General features: G+C 68.6%; 16 protein-coding genes and 1 riboswitch. Of the genes, 9 read left to right on the top strand and 7 right to left on the bottom strand.

Annotation, left to right across the window (positions count from 1 at the left end; all coding sequences use genetic code 11):
* Nucleotides 1–8: 8 nt before the first annotated feature.
* The 4 genes from AC1HFH_RS03610 to AC1HFH_RS03595 all read right to left on the bottom strand — a co-directional run bounded on the left by AC1HFH_RS03610 (nt 9) and on the right by AC1HFH_RS03595 (nt 2,943).
* On the bottom strand, nt 9–1,151 hold the full coding sequence (locus tag AC1HFH_RS03610) for a glutamate--cysteine ligase (RefSeq protein WP_480246010.1): 1,143 nt from the start codon (nt 1,149–1,151) through the stop codon (nt 9–11).
* A gap of 9 nt (nt 1,152–1,160) precedes the next feature.
* Entirely contained in the window at nt 1,161–1,850 is a 690-nt protein-coding gene (gene sodC / locus AC1HFH_RS03605; RefSeq protein ID WP_480246009.1) for a superoxide dismutase[Cu-Zn], read from the bottom strand.
* 111 nt (nt 1,851–1,961) lie between these two features.
* On the bottom strand, nt 1,962–2,543 hold the full coding sequence (locus AC1HFH_RS03600; RefSeq protein WP_480246008.1) for a LytR C-terminal domain-containing protein: 582 nt from the start codon (nt 2,541–2,543) through the stop codon (nt 1,962–1,964).
* Nucleotides 2,544–2,601: 58 nt separating this feature from the next.
* Complete coding sequence (locus tag AC1HFH_RS03595; RefSeq protein ID WP_480246007.1) at nt 2,602–2,943, bottom strand: DUF3263 domain-containing protein; 342 nt, start codon at nt 2,941–2,943, stop codon at nt 2,602–2,604.
* Nucleotides 2,944–3,116: 173 nt separating this feature from the next.
* On the opposite strand from AC1HFH_RS03595, the gene AC1HFH_RS03590 reads away from it, so the two are divergent.
* The 4 genes from AC1HFH_RS03590 to AC1HFH_RS03575 all read left to right on the top strand — a co-directional run bounded on the left by AC1HFH_RS03590 (nt 3,117) and on the right by AC1HFH_RS03575 (nt 6,166).
* The gene (locus AC1HFH_RS03590) at nt 3,117–3,704 is read left to right on the top strand and encodes a peptide deformylase (RefSeq protein WP_480246006.1); all 588 of its coding nucleotides are present in this window, start codon (nt 3,117–3,119) and stop codon (nt 3,702–3,704) included.
* Nucleotides 3,697–4,674 (top strand): N-acetylglutamate synthase, CG3035 family, encoded by a 978-nt coding sequence (locus AC1HFH_RS03585; protein ID WP_480246005.1) that lies wholly within the window; start codon nt 3,697–3,699, stop codon nt 4,672–4,674. The genes AC1HFH_RS03590 and AC1HFH_RS03585 overlap by 8 nt, the downstream gene beginning before the upstream one ends.
* A 151-nt stretch (nt 4,675–4,825) precedes the next feature.
* Nucleotides 4,826–5,641 carry an exodeoxyribonuclease III gene (locus AC1HFH_RS03580; protein ID WP_480246004.1) on the top strand — a complete coding sequence of 272 codons (816 nt, stop codon included), beginning with the start codon at nt 4,826–4,828 and terminating at the stop codon, nt 5,639–5,641.
* A gap of 204 nt (nt 5,642–5,845) precedes the next feature.
* On the top strand, nt 5,846–6,166 hold the full coding sequence (locus AC1HFH_RS03575; protein WP_480246003.1) for a hypothetical protein: 321 nt from the start codon (nt 5,846–5,848) through the stop codon (nt 6,164–6,166).
* 148 nt (nt 6,167–6,314) lie between these two features.
* Here the strand turns inward: AC1HFH_RS03575 and AC1HFH_RS03570 are convergent, their stop codons facing one another.
* Entirely contained in the window at nt 6,315–7,277 is a 963-nt protein-coding gene (locus AC1HFH_RS03570) for an oxygenase MpaB family protein (protein WP_480246002.1), read from the bottom strand.
* Nucleotides 7,278–7,291: 14 nt separating this feature from the next.
* Nucleotides 7,292–9,205 (bottom strand): acyl-CoA dehydrogenase family protein, encoded by a 1,914-nt coding sequence (locus AC1HFH_RS03565; RefSeq protein WP_480246001.1) that lies wholly within the window; start codon nt 9,203–9,205, stop codon nt 7,292–7,294.
* A gap of 226 nt (nt 9,206–9,431) precedes the next feature.
* On the opposite strand from AC1HFH_RS03565, the gene AC1HFH_RS03560 reads away from it, so the two are divergent.
* The 5 genes from AC1HFH_RS03560 to AC1HFH_RS03540 all read left to right on the top strand — a co-directional run bounded on the left by AC1HFH_RS03560 (nt 9,432) and on the right by AC1HFH_RS03540 (nt 13,567).
* Nucleotides 9,432–9,986 carry a TetR/AcrR family transcriptional regulator gene (locus AC1HFH_RS03560; protein WP_480247687.1) on the top strand — a complete coding sequence of 185 codons (555 nt, stop codon included), beginning with the start codon at nt 9,432–9,434 and terminating at the stop codon, nt 9,984–9,986.
* Nucleotides 9,987–10,145: 159 nt separating this feature from the next.
* Nucleotides 10,146–11,336 carry a homogentisate 1,2-dioxygenase domain-containing protein gene (locus AC1HFH_RS03555; RefSeq protein ID WP_480246000.1) on the top strand — a complete coding sequence of 397 codons (1,191 nt, stop codon included), beginning with the start codon at nt 10,146–10,148 and terminating at the stop codon, nt 11,334–11,336.
* Complete coding sequence (gene fahA / locus AC1HFH_RS03550) at nt 11,333–12,502, top strand: fumarylacetoacetase (protein ID WP_480245999.1); 1,170 nt, start codon at nt 11,333–11,335, stop codon at nt 12,500–12,502. The genes AC1HFH_RS03555 and fahA overlap by 4 nt, the downstream gene beginning before the upstream one ends.
* A 252-nt stretch (nt 12,503–12,754) precedes the next feature.
* The gene (locus AC1HFH_RS03545) at nt 12,755–13,267 is read left to right on the top strand and encodes a hypothetical protein (RefSeq protein ID WP_480245998.1); all 513 of its coding nucleotides are present in this window, start codon (nt 12,755–12,757) and stop codon (nt 13,265–13,267) included.
* Nucleotides 13,268–13,354: 87 nt separating this feature from the next.
* Nucleotides 13,355–13,567, top strand: a complete 213-nt coding sequence (locus AC1HFH_RS03540) for a hypothetical protein (RefSeq protein WP_480245997.1) — start codon at nt 13,355–13,357, stop codon at nt 13,565–13,567.
* A gap of 96 nt (nt 13,568–13,663) precedes the next feature.
* Here the strand turns inward: AC1HFH_RS03540 and thiC are convergent, their stop codons facing one another.
* A complete protein-coding gene (gene thiC / locus AC1HFH_RS03535) occupies nt 13,664–15,313 on the bottom strand; it encodes a phosphomethylpyrimidine synthase ThiC (protein ID WP_480245996.1) in 1,650 nt (549 codons plus the stop codon).
* Nucleotides 15,307–15,430: riboswitch (TPP riboswitch) on the bottom strand. (Overlaps the previous gene by 7 nt.)
* Nucleotides 15,431–15,436: the final 6 nt, after the last annotated feature.

Below are 15,436 nucleotides of genomic sequence, written 5' to 3'. Positions count from 1 at the left end.
CACCCCGGTTACTGCTGCAGCTCCCGTACCAGCGAGTCGACCACGGCGACCAGATCGCCCTGCGATCCGGCCGCTGCCCGGCGCTGCCGCTGATACGAGGCACCACGCTTGGGAATGTCTGCGACCGTGGCCAATTCGTCCGCACAGGCCAGCCGGGCCGCAGTCGGCTCCAGCCGGTTCAGCAGATCGGTGAGATCGTCGGTGACCAGCCGCTCGTTGCTGTCGTCGTCCACGATGACGATCGCGTCGAGACCGTATCGCGCCGCACGCCACTTGTTCTCCTGAACGTGCCAGGGCGGCAATGTCGGCAGCTGTTCGCCCGCCTCCAGACGGGCGTCGAGATCCACGATCAGGCAGTGGATCAGCGCCGCCATCGCAGCGAGTTCGGCACGGGTGGACAGGCCGTCGCAGACCCGCACCTCGATGGTGCCCCATTTCGGCGCCGGGCGGATATCCCAGTGCATCCCGCCGAGCTGTTCGAACACGCCGGTTTTGAACTGATCGTGGACGAACCGCTCGAACTGCGCCCAGTGCTCGAACTGGAACGGCAGTCCGGCGGTCGGCAGCTGCTGGAACATCAACGCGCGGTTGCTCGCATAGCCGGTGTCGGCGCCCGACCACATCGGGGAGGAAGCGGACAGCGCCAGCAGGTGCGGATACGTCAGCAGCAGCGCGTTCAGAATCGGGAACACCTTGTCCCGGTGCGAGATTCCCACATGCACATGCACCCCCCAGATGAGCATCTGCCGCCCCCACCACTGGGTGCGCTCGATGAGCTCGTCGTAGTGGGCGGTGTGGGTGAGCTGTTGCGCCGACCACTGGGCGAACGGGTGCGTGCCCGCACAGAACAGATCCACCCCGAGCGGGTCGGCGGCGCGCCGCACCCGATCCATGATGCCGGTCAGATCGTCGACCGCGGCGCCCACGGTGTCGTGCACACCGCTGATCAGCTCGACGGTGTTGCGCAGCAGTTCCTTGCTCACCTGCGGGGCACCGGAGGGGGTGCGCAGGTCACCGACACTGTCGAATACCGCGGCGGCGGTGTTCGACAGGTCCCGGGTGACCTTGTCGACCAGCGCGATCTCCCATTCGATCCCGATGGTCGGCCGGGGCGATCCGCGGAAAGGTACCGACTCGATTGCCCCGGCCATACTCACTCGCTATCCGACGACACCGCAGGCGAAGCGGGAGCCGCCGTCGCCGGTCGCCAAGGTCGTTGCGTCCGGGCCGGGAGCGCCGCCCTCACCCTGGACGTATCGGTTCGGGATATGGCCGAAGTTGTCGGCCTCGGCGTGGATGATCAGGGCCTTGCCCTCGACATCGTCGAGAGTCACCGCATCGGTGGTGGTGACCAGCTCGGCGGTGCCGTCCGCACGCACCTGCAGCGCGGTCAGGTCACCGCTGGCCGGGTGCGCGTCCGGGGCACCGGTCTGCAGGTGGCCGCCCGCCGAGGTGAAGTCACCCTCGCAGGTGCCGTTCTCGTGGAAGTGCAGGCCGTGGAAGCCCGGGGTCAGCCCTTCGGCTTCCACCGACACGACCAGGTGGCTGCCTTCGGCGGTCACCGTGGCGGTGCCGACGGTGGCGCCGGCGGTGGTCTGCAGCTCGGCGATCAGCGCACCGGGGGCGGCGTGGTCGGACGACTCCTCGCCGTGGTCCGACTCCGCACCGTGGCCCGGTTCCTCGCTGCCGGTGGCCGCGGGAGCGGGCGAACCGGTCCACACCGGCGGGGTCGTCCCCTCGATGTCGCTCGACTCCTGGCTGTTGGTGCAGGCAGCGAGACCGAACACGGCGACCGCCAGCACCGGGGTCACAGTCCGCCAGGACGGGCGACGAGTTGTGGACGGGGCCATCGGGGAACTCCTTTGCCGAGTACCGAGTTTAACGAGTAAAGCAGGGTGAACACGATCGTTACCGGACAAGATGATGCCACGTCCACCGGGTCGGGCTGTGTCTGGGTTGACTCAGTTCCCGGTCAGGATCACCACGACACCCGGCGCGGAATCACCGAGGGCGCCCGATTTGGCCGCCGTGGTGGCACCCAGTTCGGCAGCGATCTGCTCGGCGGCGGCCCGATCGCCCGGACCACTGCCGTAGAGCACCGTGGTGGCGGCGAAAGTGCCGCCCGCATAGTTGCCGGCGCTGACGTTCGTCCAGCCGTTCGCAGTCAGTTCGTTCGCAGTACGGGAGGCCAGGCCGGTCACCAGGCTGTTGTTGAGCACCTGCACCGGGGTCGCCAGGTCGACACCGTCGGCGGCGGGCGCCGGATCGGTCGTCGTGGTCACCGGGGTGCTCGTATCGGCCTCGGTGGTCGTCGGGGCCGCCGTATCGGGATCGGTCGTGGTCGCGGGCGCCGCCGTGGTGGTGGCCGCGGGGGCGGCCGCACTCGAGGTCGAGGTCTGCTCGCCGGCGTCCTGCGCATCGGCACCGCCGGAGTTCGACAGCGACATCGCACCCAGGCCGGCGAACACGATGGCCAGTGCGATCAGCACCATGGCCAGCGCGCGCAGCGGCGGGCCGCCGGGGGTCGGGTTCGGGTTGCTCACCTGGGCAACCCTAGTCGCAACGACCGCCCGGTGAGTGCTGTGCCGCGCACCCGCCCGATCATGCGCGGAACCCGAGCCGCCGGGCCGCCCGCGCCTTCTGCCGGCTCGCCCGCAACCGGCGCAGCCGTTTCACCAGCATCGGATCCACCGCGAGCGCTTCTTCGCGGTCGACCACGGCATTCAGCACCTGGTAGTACCGCGTGGCGGAGAGGCCGAAGAGTTCCCGGATGGCGTCTTCCTTCGCCCCGGCGTATTTCCACCATTTGCGTTCGAATTCGAGAATGTCCAGCTCCCGCCGGCTGAGACCGGAGGTCTCCGCCGGATCGCCGGCAGTGCCGTCCGGCGAGACACCGCTGTCTTCCGGGATCGCGGAGGGATTGCGAGCCGCTGCGCCGTCCATCTTGCTCCCTCGTCGAGTTACCACGAGACGATCAGACGTCTACCCGTTGCGGACCATTCAACCACGGGCGCGGGATCCCGACCGCCCAGCGGTCCGGCGTGTTGGCCTGCTGCCAGCCGGTGAATCCCCGGACCCGGCGCCACGGCGAGGGCGCTTCCGGGGATAATTCGGCTATGGCAATCCTCCCGATCGTGATCGTCGGCGACCCCGTGCTGCACAACCCGACCGAACCGGTGACCGACACACCGGCGGAGCTGGCCGGGCTGGTCGCCGACATGTTCGAGACCCTGGAGGCGGCCAACGGTGTCGGCCTGGCGGCCAACCAGGTCGGGCTGGCAAAGCGGCTGTTCGTCTACGACTGCCCGGATTTCCAGGCCGACGGCACCGCGGTCCGCCGCAAGGGTGTCGTGGTGAATCCGGTGCTGGAGACCTCGGAAATCCCCGAGACCATGCCGGATCCGGACGACGACGAGGAGGGCTGCCTCTCGGTGCCGGGTGAACAGTTCCCCACCGGGCGGGCCGACTGGGCCCGGGTGACCGGGACCGACGAGAACGGCGAGCCGGTCGACATCGAGGGCAAGGGCTTCTTCGCCCGGATGCTGCAACACGAGGTCGGCCATCTGGACGGCTACCTCTACGTCGACGTCCTGATCGGGCGCAACGCCCGGGCCGCCAAAAAGACGATCAAACGCAACGGCTGGGGCATGCCCGGGCTGAGCTGGGTGCCGGGTACCGTTCCGGATCCGTTCGGGCATGACTGAACCGACCGCGATTCCACTCGGCGGCCGGGTGGTGCTGCGCTACCGGCTGCTGCCCGCCGAACAACCACACGACGGCGATCCTGCGCTGACCGATGTGATCGGGGAACTCACCGGCCACGACCCGGTGACGGTGCGCACCGCCGACGGCCACACCATCACCGTGCCCCTCGAACGGGTCGTGGCGCTCAAGGCGATCGGGCCGCGGCCGATCCGGGTCCGCGATATCCGCGCCCTGGAGAGCGCGGCCGCCGCGAGCTGGCCAGGGGTCCGGCACACCTGGATCGACGGGTGGCTGGCCCGGGCCGGTGCCGGCTACACCCGGCGCGCCAACTCCGCGGTACCGATCGGTGAGCCGGGCCGCCCCGCCCAGTTGTCCGTGGATACCCTGCAGCGCATCGCCGCCTGGTACGCCGAGCAAAGCCTGCCGATGCTGTTGCAGCTGCCGGATCGGCTGGCCCCGGTGCCGCCGGGCTGGAACAGCTGGGGTGAGACCGCCGTGCTCGGGCTCGACATCGACAATTTCGTACTACCGGCGGGCCCGTCGATGGTCCGGATCGCCGACCGCCCCGGCGATGCCTGGCTGCAACTGCACCGCTACCGCGGCGAGCGGCCGAGCCGGACGCCACCCGATGAACCCGTCCCGGACGTCATCGATGCGGTACTGGACGGCCTGACCGGGTACGCGACACTCGGCGTGCCCGACCCGCTGGCGATCGGCCGCGGCGCCGTGACCACCGCCCACGACGGCCGCCGCTGGATCGGGCTCAGCTGTGTCGCGGTGGCCGCCGCCCACCGCCGCAACGGCCTGGCCGCCCTGGTCTGCGCCGAACTGATCCGCTGGGGCCGCGACCTCGGCGCCACCCACGCCTACGTCCAGGTCGAGGCCGGAAACGAGGCCGCCCTCGCGCTCTACCGGGAGCTGGGTTTCCTGCACCACCACAACTACCGGTACACGGCACCACCGACCTGAGCCACAGCACCCGATCCGCCGTGCACCCACCTGCGCGGTCGTGCATCGCCGGCGATGCACGACCGCGCGTATCGATGCACTGACTCGGGCCGTCGCAGGCCGTGACATCATCGGCGGAAGAGGGATTTCATCCGGTACAGAAAGGCTCGCTGTGCGTCTCGCGACTTGGAACGTCAACTCGATCCGCTCCCGTATCGATCGGGTGGCGGCGTTCCTGGATCGGCAGGACATCGATGTGCTGGCGCTGCAGGAGACCAAGTGCCGCGACGACCAGTTCCCGTTCGAGCGGTTCGATGAGCTGGGTTACGAGGTGGCTCATATCGGGCTGAACCAGTGGAACGGGGTGGCCATCGCCTCCCGGGTCGGCCTCGACGATGTCGAACTCGCCTTCCCCGGGCAGCCCGGATTCGACAAGAACGCGGACGAGGCACTGATCAGCGAACCGGTGGTGGAGGCCCGCGCGGTGACGGCCACCTGCGGCGGGGTGCGGGTGTCGAGCCTGTACGTACCCAACGGCCGCGCCTTGGACGACCCGCACTACACCTACAAGCTGGATTGGCTGTCGGCGCTGCACACCGACACCGTCGCCCGGCTGGCCGCCGACCCGACCGCGAAGTTCGCGCTGGTCGGGGACTGGAATATCGCACCCACCGACGACGATGTGTGGTCACCGGAGTTCTTCACCGGCAAGACACACACCTCCGAACCCGAACGCGCGGCCTTCCAGGGTTTCCTCGATGCCGGCCTGCGCGATGTCCATCGCCCGTTCGCCCCCGGCCCGGGCGTCTACACCTACTGGGACTACACCCAGCTGCGTTTCCCCCGGAAGGAGGGCATGCGGATCGATTTCGTACTGGCCTCCCCCGCCCTCGCCGACACCGTCGAAGACGCCTTCGTCGACCGTGAGGAACGCAAGGGCAAGGGCGCCAGCGACCACGCCCCGGTGATCGCGGAGTTCACCGCCTGATCCGCGCCGGCCGGTCGGCTCACCCCGGGCAGTCCGAGGCTCAGGCCATTCCGGCTGCTCGGGTTCAGGCACACCGGATACGCCTGATCCAGCCGTGGCCGGACCCCGCAAGTCCAGGTCGAGCCCCGAAAACCGGGGTCACCGGATCCGGTCCGGCGCGGCTACCGTGAGCGGCGTCCGAGCTGCCTCGACAAGGACCCGCTGATGAAACGCATCACCGCCGCCGCTTCCCTCGCCGCTGCCACCGCACTGCCGGCGCTGTTCCTCGCCGCACCGGCCGCCGCTGCCCCGGCCGCACCCGTGTACTGCAATCCGGCAGTACCGGCAGGCTCGGCCTGCCTCCCGCCGAGCCTGAGCGGCGGCCTCGCCGCCACCGACATCGGCAGCTACACCCCATGCATGCCGACCGGAGTCGGCCGACCTTGCGTCCCGATGGAGATGCCGCTGCTACCCATGCTGCTCGGCAGTTCGGCCGACGGCGCCTCGACCGGATCCGCTACGCCCGCCCGGGCATCGGAGGCGTAGCGGCCGAACCCGACCCCGGACGGCGACTGCCTGCAGGCGGCGCCATCGTGTTCCCGGTCGAGCCGACCCGCCATCGGGCACGGCCGAAGCCGCTCTCGTCAGGGGCCGGTAACCACGTCTGCTACGACTGGGTTGCCGCGGCTACCTGCTATTGCGCCACGTCCGACTTGCGGACGCTGCGCCCGTACCGTTCCCGGGCCTGGGCGGGGGTGACGGTCACCGGTTCCCGCGGGACCGGGGCGGCACGATGTTCCCGGTAGAGCCGTCCTGTCATCGGGCCGATGAAGGCGCCGATCACGGCTGTCTTGATCGACTCGATCGCCAGCAGCCGGACCAGGGGCCGGGCGAGTGCCCGGTAGAGGAAGTCCAGCGCCCGGGGCTGGTCGAAGCCGCCGGTGCGGCGCATCCAGCGCGGCAGGGTGGCAATGGCGGCCGGGGCGACCAGGCGGCTGCCCGCCCACAGCTTCACACCTCGGTCGAACGGGGTGAACAGCAGATAGTGCATGCCCTCGTAGGCGCGTTCCGATGAGCACAGCCGCGGCCGGACCTCGGCGAAGTAGGCGCGGACCTCGTCTCGGGACCTCGGCACATCGGCCGGTTTGCAGGTCTGCAGTTCGGCGGCCACCGCGCAGTCGGCCCAGTACTGCTGCTCCTCGGCCTCGGTGAGCGGCCCGGGTCCGAACATCTCGTAGGCCTTCAGCACCGAATGCCAGCCGGTGATGTGGATCCACAGCTGCGATTCCGGGTTGTTGGCGCTGTATCTACGTCCGGTGATCGGTTCGATACCGGTGGACTGTGCATGCACCTGCATCAGCCGCTCGGATGCTTCGATGGCGGTGCGGCTGTCGGCGACCGCCGCGATGAGGAAGTAGGCGAAGGTGTGATCGAGCCGGCCCCGCGGGTCGGTGTAGATGCCGCCGATATCGGCGACGGCGGCGGTGAGCGCCGGATCGAAATGCTCCAGGGTGACCGCACGCTGGAAGCCGATCAGCGCGGTCGGAGCCGTCCAGACCTTCCAGGTGGCCGACCCGGGGCCGAAGAATCCGTAGTCGACTTCCCGGACCTTGCGTGCCGGAGCGTCGAACTCCGGGCGGTTCATCGGTTTCGTCATCGTCGAACCTCCGATCAGGCGTTCATCTCGTAGCGACCGGCCAGGGCCCGCACTCGGTCGACGACCCGGTCGAACCGCTGTTCGTCGGCGACCGGCCGGCGCAGCAGGTCCAGGGCCAGCCGCTGCTGGGCCTTCGTCGCCGACGGCTTGCCGTGCAGGGCCAGGGCATGGGCGGAGAATTCCCGGACGAAGATGTCGAAGAGCTGGTCGAGCACCTCCGGTTCGGTGGATTCGATCGCGGCCTGTTCCAGGATCAGCTGTGCGTAGGGGACCAGCGTGAACAGCTCACCCAGGGCGAACAGGAAGTCGACGTCCTGCTGCTGTTCCCGGGTCGGTGTGGCAGCCGCCAGCAGCGCTTGCAGGCCCAGCGCCTGTTCGAGGAACACCTCGACGTTCGGGATGTGCCGATGCTTTTCGAACACCGGCCGCCAGTCGGCGAACCGAATCCTGCCGAGCCCCTTGCTCGGGCCTTGCCGGAAGAGGAATTCGTCGTCGGCAGGGTCCCGACAGACCGGCACCGGCGGGTGCGCCGCCCGGGCGAATTCCGTTTTCATCCGCGGCACCAGGCGCGCGGCCGGTGCGGCCCGGCGGCCGGTACGGCCGAGCACGTCGGCGAGCATCCGCACGGTCCGCTGCGGTGCGGCCTCGGGCAGGTATCGGAGTGCGGCCAGCCCGGCATCGGCGGGATGGAACATGTAGTTGGGCATGAACTTCAGCGACAGGGCCATGTTCACGTGGACGGTGCCCTCCAGCCGGGGCAGCCCGAACATACCGACCAGCGCCATCGGGAAGTACATGTCGTTCTCGAACCCGCGGGCGGCGATGACATCGGCGAGATCTTCGTAGAGCCGCTGCCCGTTCCGGGTCACCGACATCTTCTCGATGGCGCTGACCAACAGGTATCGCCGGTCGTCCGGGTTCGCGCAGCGCATGTAGTCGATGGCCCGCTCGCTGTAGAGCTTCATGCCGATCAGCCGCGCATAGCAGTCCGCCAGGATCGACCGGACCTGCGGGAACTCGGTGACCCGGTGGCCGAACAGGTGCCGGTTCTCGGCATGGGTCACCGCCTCGTACATGGCGTGCTCGCAGGCCCCGACCGCACCGAACCCGAGATTGAACTTGCCGACATTGACCGTGTTCATCGCAGCGTCGAAGGCCGCCCGCCCGGTGTGCAGGATGTCGGCTTCGGCGACCGGGTATTTCTCCAGGTCGAACGCCGCGACGTACATCTGCGCGTCGACGACGTTCTTGCGGAGCTTGTAATTTCGATGCCGGCTGTCGGCGGCGAAGAACAGGTAACCGGAGTACTCGTCGTCGGTCACCTTCCGCTGCAGGGATTCGGCCGAATCGATGATCGGCCGGTCGGCGCGGCGGCCGAATACCGACACCATGGCGGCCTGGTTCCCGTTGCCGATGTAGTACTTGCTGCCGGTGGCGGTGAAGCCGCCGCGGGCCTTCGGCTCCAGCACCATGTCGGTGGCATAGATGTCGGCGCCGTGCGCCTGTTCGGACAGGCCGAAGGCGAAGATTTCGCCGGAGTCGAGCAGCGCCGCGGCGCGGGCCTTGGCATCGGCGTTGTGGCTCTGCCAGATCGGGCCGAGCCCGAGGATGGTCACCTGCCACACATACCAGTACTGCATGCCGTAGAAGCCGAGGATCTTCGACATCATGGCGATCCGGGCGGTGTCCCAGCGCTTGTCCGGATCACCCTCGGCATAGGCGGCCGGGGTCAGGAAGACGGCGAATACCCGCTCCCGCTTGACGAACTCCAGGAAGTCCGCGTACCAGACCCGGTCCCGGTTGTCGGCCAGCAGCTTCGCCTTGCCCATGGCCTCGAAGTGGTCCACTGTCGCGCGCAACAGCCGCGCGGTGGTCGCGTCGAACTCGGCGAACTTGCAGGTACGTGGATTGAACAGGGCGTCGGTCATCGTTGACTCCTCCAACTGCACGGGCAGCGCGGTGCCGCGGAACCCAGATTTCCTACATGAATGTAGCATTTTCCTACAGCACTGCATGAACAGCGCTGCGAATGACGGTCCGGCCGAGGTCGGAGCACTGCCGCTGCTATCGTCCATTGTCGTGACGAGCACCGGGGCGAGGAAGGGGACGCGGCAGCGGGCCTCGCATCTGGGGCCGGAGCGCCGACGCCCACAGGTGCTGGACACCGCCCTGGAGATCGCGGTCCGGGACGGCATCGGCGCCGTGACCATCGGATCCGTCGCGGAACGACTGGGGGTCACCCGGCCGGTGGTGTACGCCTGCTTCGGCGACCGGGTCGAACTGCTCGAAGCGCTGCTGCACCGCGAGGAGAGCTACCTGATCGACGGCGTGTTCGGCGCCTTGCAGCGCCGCCGGGTGGCCGCCGACGAGGAGGTCTTCGTCGAGGGGTTCCGGGCACTGCTGCGCGTCGTCGCGGAACGCCCGGACACCTGGCAACTGCTGTACGGCAACCCGGATCCGGCGGTGGCCGGTCTGTTCGGCCGGGGCCGGAAACTGGCCATCGACCTGTGCACCCGGCGTTTGCGGCCCACGCTGGCCGCCTGGGGCACCGTGGACGCCGACCGCAAACTGCCCGCGCTGGTCGAGCTGTGGGCCTCCGCGGGCGAAGGTGCGGTGCGCACCCTGCTCACCGATCCGGAATCCTGGACGCCCGACACCCTCGGCGAGTTCGTCGGCGCCGCCGTCTATCGGGCCCTGCGCTCGGCGTAGCCCACCGCGTCTCGCCACGGCAGCAGGGCGGTGCATCATCACCCTCTCGGGCGCGGTACCTACGCGGCCGGGGGCCGAATCGCTACGATCGATACCGAGCGATCCGCCTGCGTGCCCGGCCGGAACGGCGCCGGGGGCGCGGTCCGGCAGGAGGTCGGCATGGCGTTCTATCGGCAGGTCGGGGCGGTGCCGCCGAAGCGGCACACGCAGCATCGCGATGCCCGGGACCGGCTCTACTACGAGGAGCTGATGGGCGAGGAGGGTTTCTCCGGAGATTCCTCACTGCTGTATCACCGCGGGCTGCCACCGGCGATCATCGACGCCCGGATCTGGGAGCTGCCGAACCAGGACACCACCCCCAACCATCCGCTGCGGCACCGCCACCTGCGGTTGCACGAATTGTTCCCACCCGAGGCCGCCGCGGCCGCGGACCCGGTGACCGGGCGCCGGCTGCTGCTCGGCAATGCGGATCTGCGGATCGCCTATGTGGTGGCCGCCCGCCCGTCCCCGCTGTACCGCAACGCCATCGGCGACGAACTGGTCTACCTGGAATCCGGCAGCGCCACCGTGGAGACGGTGTTCGGGGCCCTGCCGGTGCGCACCGGCGACCACCTGTTGCTCCCCCGCGCCACCACACACCGCTGGCTGCCGGATCCGGGTGAACCGCTGCGGGCCTACATCCTGGAGGCGGCGAGCCATATCGCACCGCCGAAGCGGTATCTGTCGAAGTACGGGCAGCTGCTGGAGAACTCGCCGTACTGTGAGCGCGATCTGCACGGCCCGGCGGAACCGTTGCTCGCCGAGGGCGCCGAGGTGGAGGTGCTGGTGAAACACCGCCCCGGCGGACGGGTGGCCGGCACCCGGATGGTGTATGCCACGCATCCGTTCGATGTGGTCGGCTGGGACGGCTGCCTGTATCCGTTCACCTTCGCCATCTCCGATTTCGAACCGCTCACCGGCCGGGTACACCAGCCGCCGCCGGTCCATCAGGTTTTCGAGGGAGTGAACTTCGTGGTCTGTGATTTCGTCCCGCGCAAGGTCGACTACCACCCGCTGTCGATCCCGGTGCCCTATTACCACTCCAATGTCGATTCCGACGAGATCATGTTCTATTGCGGTGGCGACTACGCGGCACGCCGGGGCTCCGGGATCGGGCCCGGTTCGGTCTCGGTACATCCGGGCGGCTACGCGCACGGCCCGCAGCCGGGCGCCTACGAACGAAGTATCGGTGCCGAGTTCTTCGACGAACTGGCCGTGATGGTGGATACCTTCCGGCCGCTCGAACTCGGCGAAGGCGCGCTGGCCTGCGAGGACCCGGAGTACGCCTGGACCTGGGCGAGGCCGTCGTGACCGCCGCCGACCTCGCCGGCCCGTTCGGGATCGACCACCTGCCCTACGGGGTGTTCGCACCGCGCGAGGAGACCTTCCGGGTGGGTGTGCGGATCGACGATCACGTACTCGACCTGGCCGAGATTCTGGACGACCCGATCTTCGATGCCCCGACCCTGCGCCCATTCCTGGAACTGGGCCCCCGGCACTGGCATTCGGTGCGCACCCATCTGCAGTTGTTGCTGCGCAACGAGATCCCCACCGCGGGCTGCTATTCCCTCGACGAAGTGGAACTCGGCCTGCCGGTGGCGATCGGCGACTACGTCGACTTCTACGCGAGTATCGACCACGCGACGAACCTGGGCCGCCTGTTCCGGCCGGACAGTGAACCGCTGCTGCCGAACTGGCGGTATCTGCCGGTCGGCTACCACGGCCGGGCCGGCACGATCGTGGCCTCGGGAACCGATATCACCCGGCCGGCCGGGCAGCTCCGTACCTATTCCGGCGCACCGGATTTCGGCCCCACCCGGCAGTTGGATATCGAGGCCGAACTCGGCTTCGTCGTCGGAGTCGGGTCGCACCGCGGCAGCCCGCTGAGCACCGACGACTTCGCCGACCACGTGTTCGGGGTGACGCTGGTGAACGACTGGTCCGCCCGCGATATCCAGGCCTGGGAGTATCAGCCGCTCGGGCCGTTCCTGGGCAAGTCGTTCGCCACGTCTATCTCGCCGTGGATCACCCCGCTCTCGGCGCTGCAGAACGCCCGGATCCCGCTGCCGCCACAGGAACCCGTACCCCTGCCCTACCTGCGCGAATCCACCGAATGGGGCCTGGACATCACCCTGACCGTGCAGTGGAACGGGACGATCGTGGCACATCCGCCGTATTCGCGGATGTACTGGTCTCCGGCCCAGATGCTGGCCCACTTGACCGCCAACGGCGCGAATGTGCGCCCCGGTGATCTCTACGCCTCCGGCACCGTCTCCGGCCCGGCCCGCACCGATCGCGGCTCCTTCCTGGAGCTCTCCTGGGGTGGCCGGGAGCCGATCGACCTGAGCGGCACCGAACGGACCTTCCTGCTGGACGGCGACGAGGTGGTACTCACCGCCGCCGCACCGGGGCCGCACGGCAGCCGGATCGCATTGGGCGAGGTCCGCGGCCGGATCCTGCCGGCCGCAGCGCAGTAGGCAGGTGCCGGAGTCCGGCCGGATGCCTCCGAAATTCAGCTCGTCGCCCGGCGAGGCGAAAGAGGAGCCGGGGCCGTATCGGCGACGAGGGCAACGCGGTCGGGCAGTGAGCCGAGCCGCATCGGCGCCGTCCGAGGCTCAGGTCGGCACCTGCACCTGATACTCCCGGCCGGGCATCGTGCGTTCGGCCACGAGCCGCCGGGCAGTACGGCTAGGGTCCATAAGTGAAATGCTCTAATTTCGGAGGACCTCATGCAACGCTTCCTCGCCACCGCAGCCGTCGCCGCGGCACTGCTCGTTCCGGCCCAGTTCGCCGTCGCGGGAACCGCATCGGCCGACGGCTCGTCGGCCACGGCCGGCGCCGAGCACATCTCGACGGTGAAACTCTTCCCCGACTGGTTTGTGGCCCTGGCCCAGATGCTGCCCAGCGGCTCCGAATCGCCCCAAGCCGCAGCCCCGATCGACGGATCCGACACCGGGTCCACGACCGGCTGCACCTCCACCGAACCCCCGGTCTGCTCCGATCCGCTGTCGGAACTGCTGCTCACCGCGCTGCCGGATCTGATGAGTGGATCCGCCGAAGCGGCGACACCGGAGGCCGGGCAGACCACCCCCACCGCGGGCGCCGACACCACACCGGCTGCCTCGATCGCCGGGTCGGCGACGGGCTCGGCCGGCGGCACCTGCACGAAGAGCCTGCCACCGATTTGTACCGACCCACTGTCGCAACTACTCCACGCCGCGCTGACCGGGTCAGCCGAATAGACCGGTACCCCAAGCAAATCGGGGCTTGACGATGGCCGTCCGGCCGTCGAAAGTGGCATCGAGATTGCTCACCACCGAAAGGTTTCCATGAAACGCGCTCTCGCAAGTGCGGCTGTCGCTGCTGCAGTTGTCGCTCCGGCCCAGCTCGCCCTCGCCGGTACGGCCACCGCGGATATCGCCGCACCGGATGCACCGCTCGGTTCGTGCGCCGCCTACACCTGCACCGACCCCCTCGACTACCTGTTCAGCGAGGTACTGCCGGGTCTGGTGACCGGATCCAGCGAAGGCAGCGCCGATTAGCAGGCAGCGTCGAATAGACCTGCTGCAACCGTCGGGGTTTGCAGTAGCACCGCGCCGGGCGGCTCGCATCCTCGGGTGCGAGCCGCCCGACCGCGTTCAGGACACGACCGGCAGGTACACCTTGTTGCCGTGGTCGGTGAACTCGGCCGACTTCTCCGCCATTCCGGCTTCGATCGCCTCCACGTCGGTGAGCCCCTGCTTCTCCGCGTATTCGCGCACGTCGGCGGAAATACGCATCGAGCAGAACTTGGGGCCGCACATCGAGCAGAAGTGCGCCGTCTTGGCCGGTTCGGCCGGCAGCGTCTCATCGTGGTACTCCCGGGCGGTGTCCGGGTCCAGCGACAGGTTGAACTGGTCGTGCCAGCGGAATTCGAAGCGGGCCTTGGACAGCTCGTTGTCGCGTTCCTGGGCGTGTGGATGCCCCTTCGCGAGGTCGGCGGAGTGTGCGGCGATCTTGTAGGTGATCACGCCGACCTTCACATCGTCGCGGTTGGGCAGCCCCAGATGCTCCTTGGGCGTGACGTAGCAGAGCATCGCGGTACCCGCCTGGGCGATGATCGAGGCACCGATCGCCGAGGTGATGTGGTCGTAGGCCGGGGCGATATCGGTGGCCAGCGGCCCGAGCGTGTAGAAGGGGGCCTCCTCGCAGAGTTCCTCCTCCAACTGCACGTTCTCCACGATCTTGTGCATCGGCACGTGACCGGGACCCTCGATCATCACCTGCACGCCGTGTGACTTCGCGATCTTGGTCAGCTCGCCCAGCGTGCGCAGCTCGGCGAACTGCGCCTCGTCGTTGGCATCGGCAATGGAGCCCGGGCGCAGCCCGTCACCCAGGGAGAACGTGACGTCGTAGCGGGCCAGGATCTCGCACAGTTCCTCGAAATGCGTGTAGAGGAACGACTCCTGATGGTGCGCCAAACACCAGGCCGCCATGATCGAACCGCCGCGCGAGACGATGCCGGTGACCCGCTTGGCGGTCAGCGGAATGTAGCGCAGCAGCACGCCCGCGTGCACGGTCATGTAGTCGACACCCTGCTCGCACTGTTCGATGATGGTGTCGCGGTACAGCTCCCAGGTCAGCTTCGTCGGATCGCCGTTGACCTTCTCCAGGGCCTGGTAGATCGGCACGGTGCCGACCGGGACCGGCGAGTTGCGCATGATCCACTCGCGGGTCTCGTGGATGTTCTTACCGGTGGACAGGTCCATGATGGTGTCGGCACCCCAGCGGGTCGCCCACACCATCTTCTCCACCTCCTCGGCGATCGACGAGGACACCGCCGAGTTGCCGATATTGGCGTTGATCTTCACCAGGAACTTCTTGCCGATGATGGTCGGCTCCAGTTCCGGGTGCTTGTGGTTGGCCGGGATCACCGCGCGGCCGGCGGCAACCTCCTCGCGGACGACCTCCGGTTCGACGCCCTCGCGGGCGGCGATGAACTTCATCTCGTCGGTGACGATGCCCTGCCGGGCCCAGTTCAGCTGGGTGGGCGGGCCGTCGACCGCGGGCTTGGCCCACTCGTCGCGGGTCCTGGCCAGCCCGGCCTCCAGATCGATGGTGGCCGTGTCGTCGGTGTACGGGCCGGAGGTGTCGTAGACGTCGAACACCTCGCCGTTGGTGAGGTTGATCCGGCGCACCGGCACCCGCAAGCCGTCGACATCCTTGTAGTGCTTGACGCTGCCTTCGATCGGCCCGGTGGTGACGGTGTCGATGGTCTCGTTCGCTGCTGCGGACGTAGTTCTGCCCATGATTTCTCCTCCCTACGCCGGCATTACCCGGTCAGGTTCGAACGGTCGACGGCCCTGGCGCCGGATTCGGCTAGCCGTCCTCTCAGCCCGCTGGTGCGAGCCCCCGTTGGCGTATTCGAGGTG

Source organism: Nocardia sp. KT25-26 (genome assembly GCF_056627695.1).
This window is presented reverse-complemented; position numbering and strand designations above follow the sequence as displayed.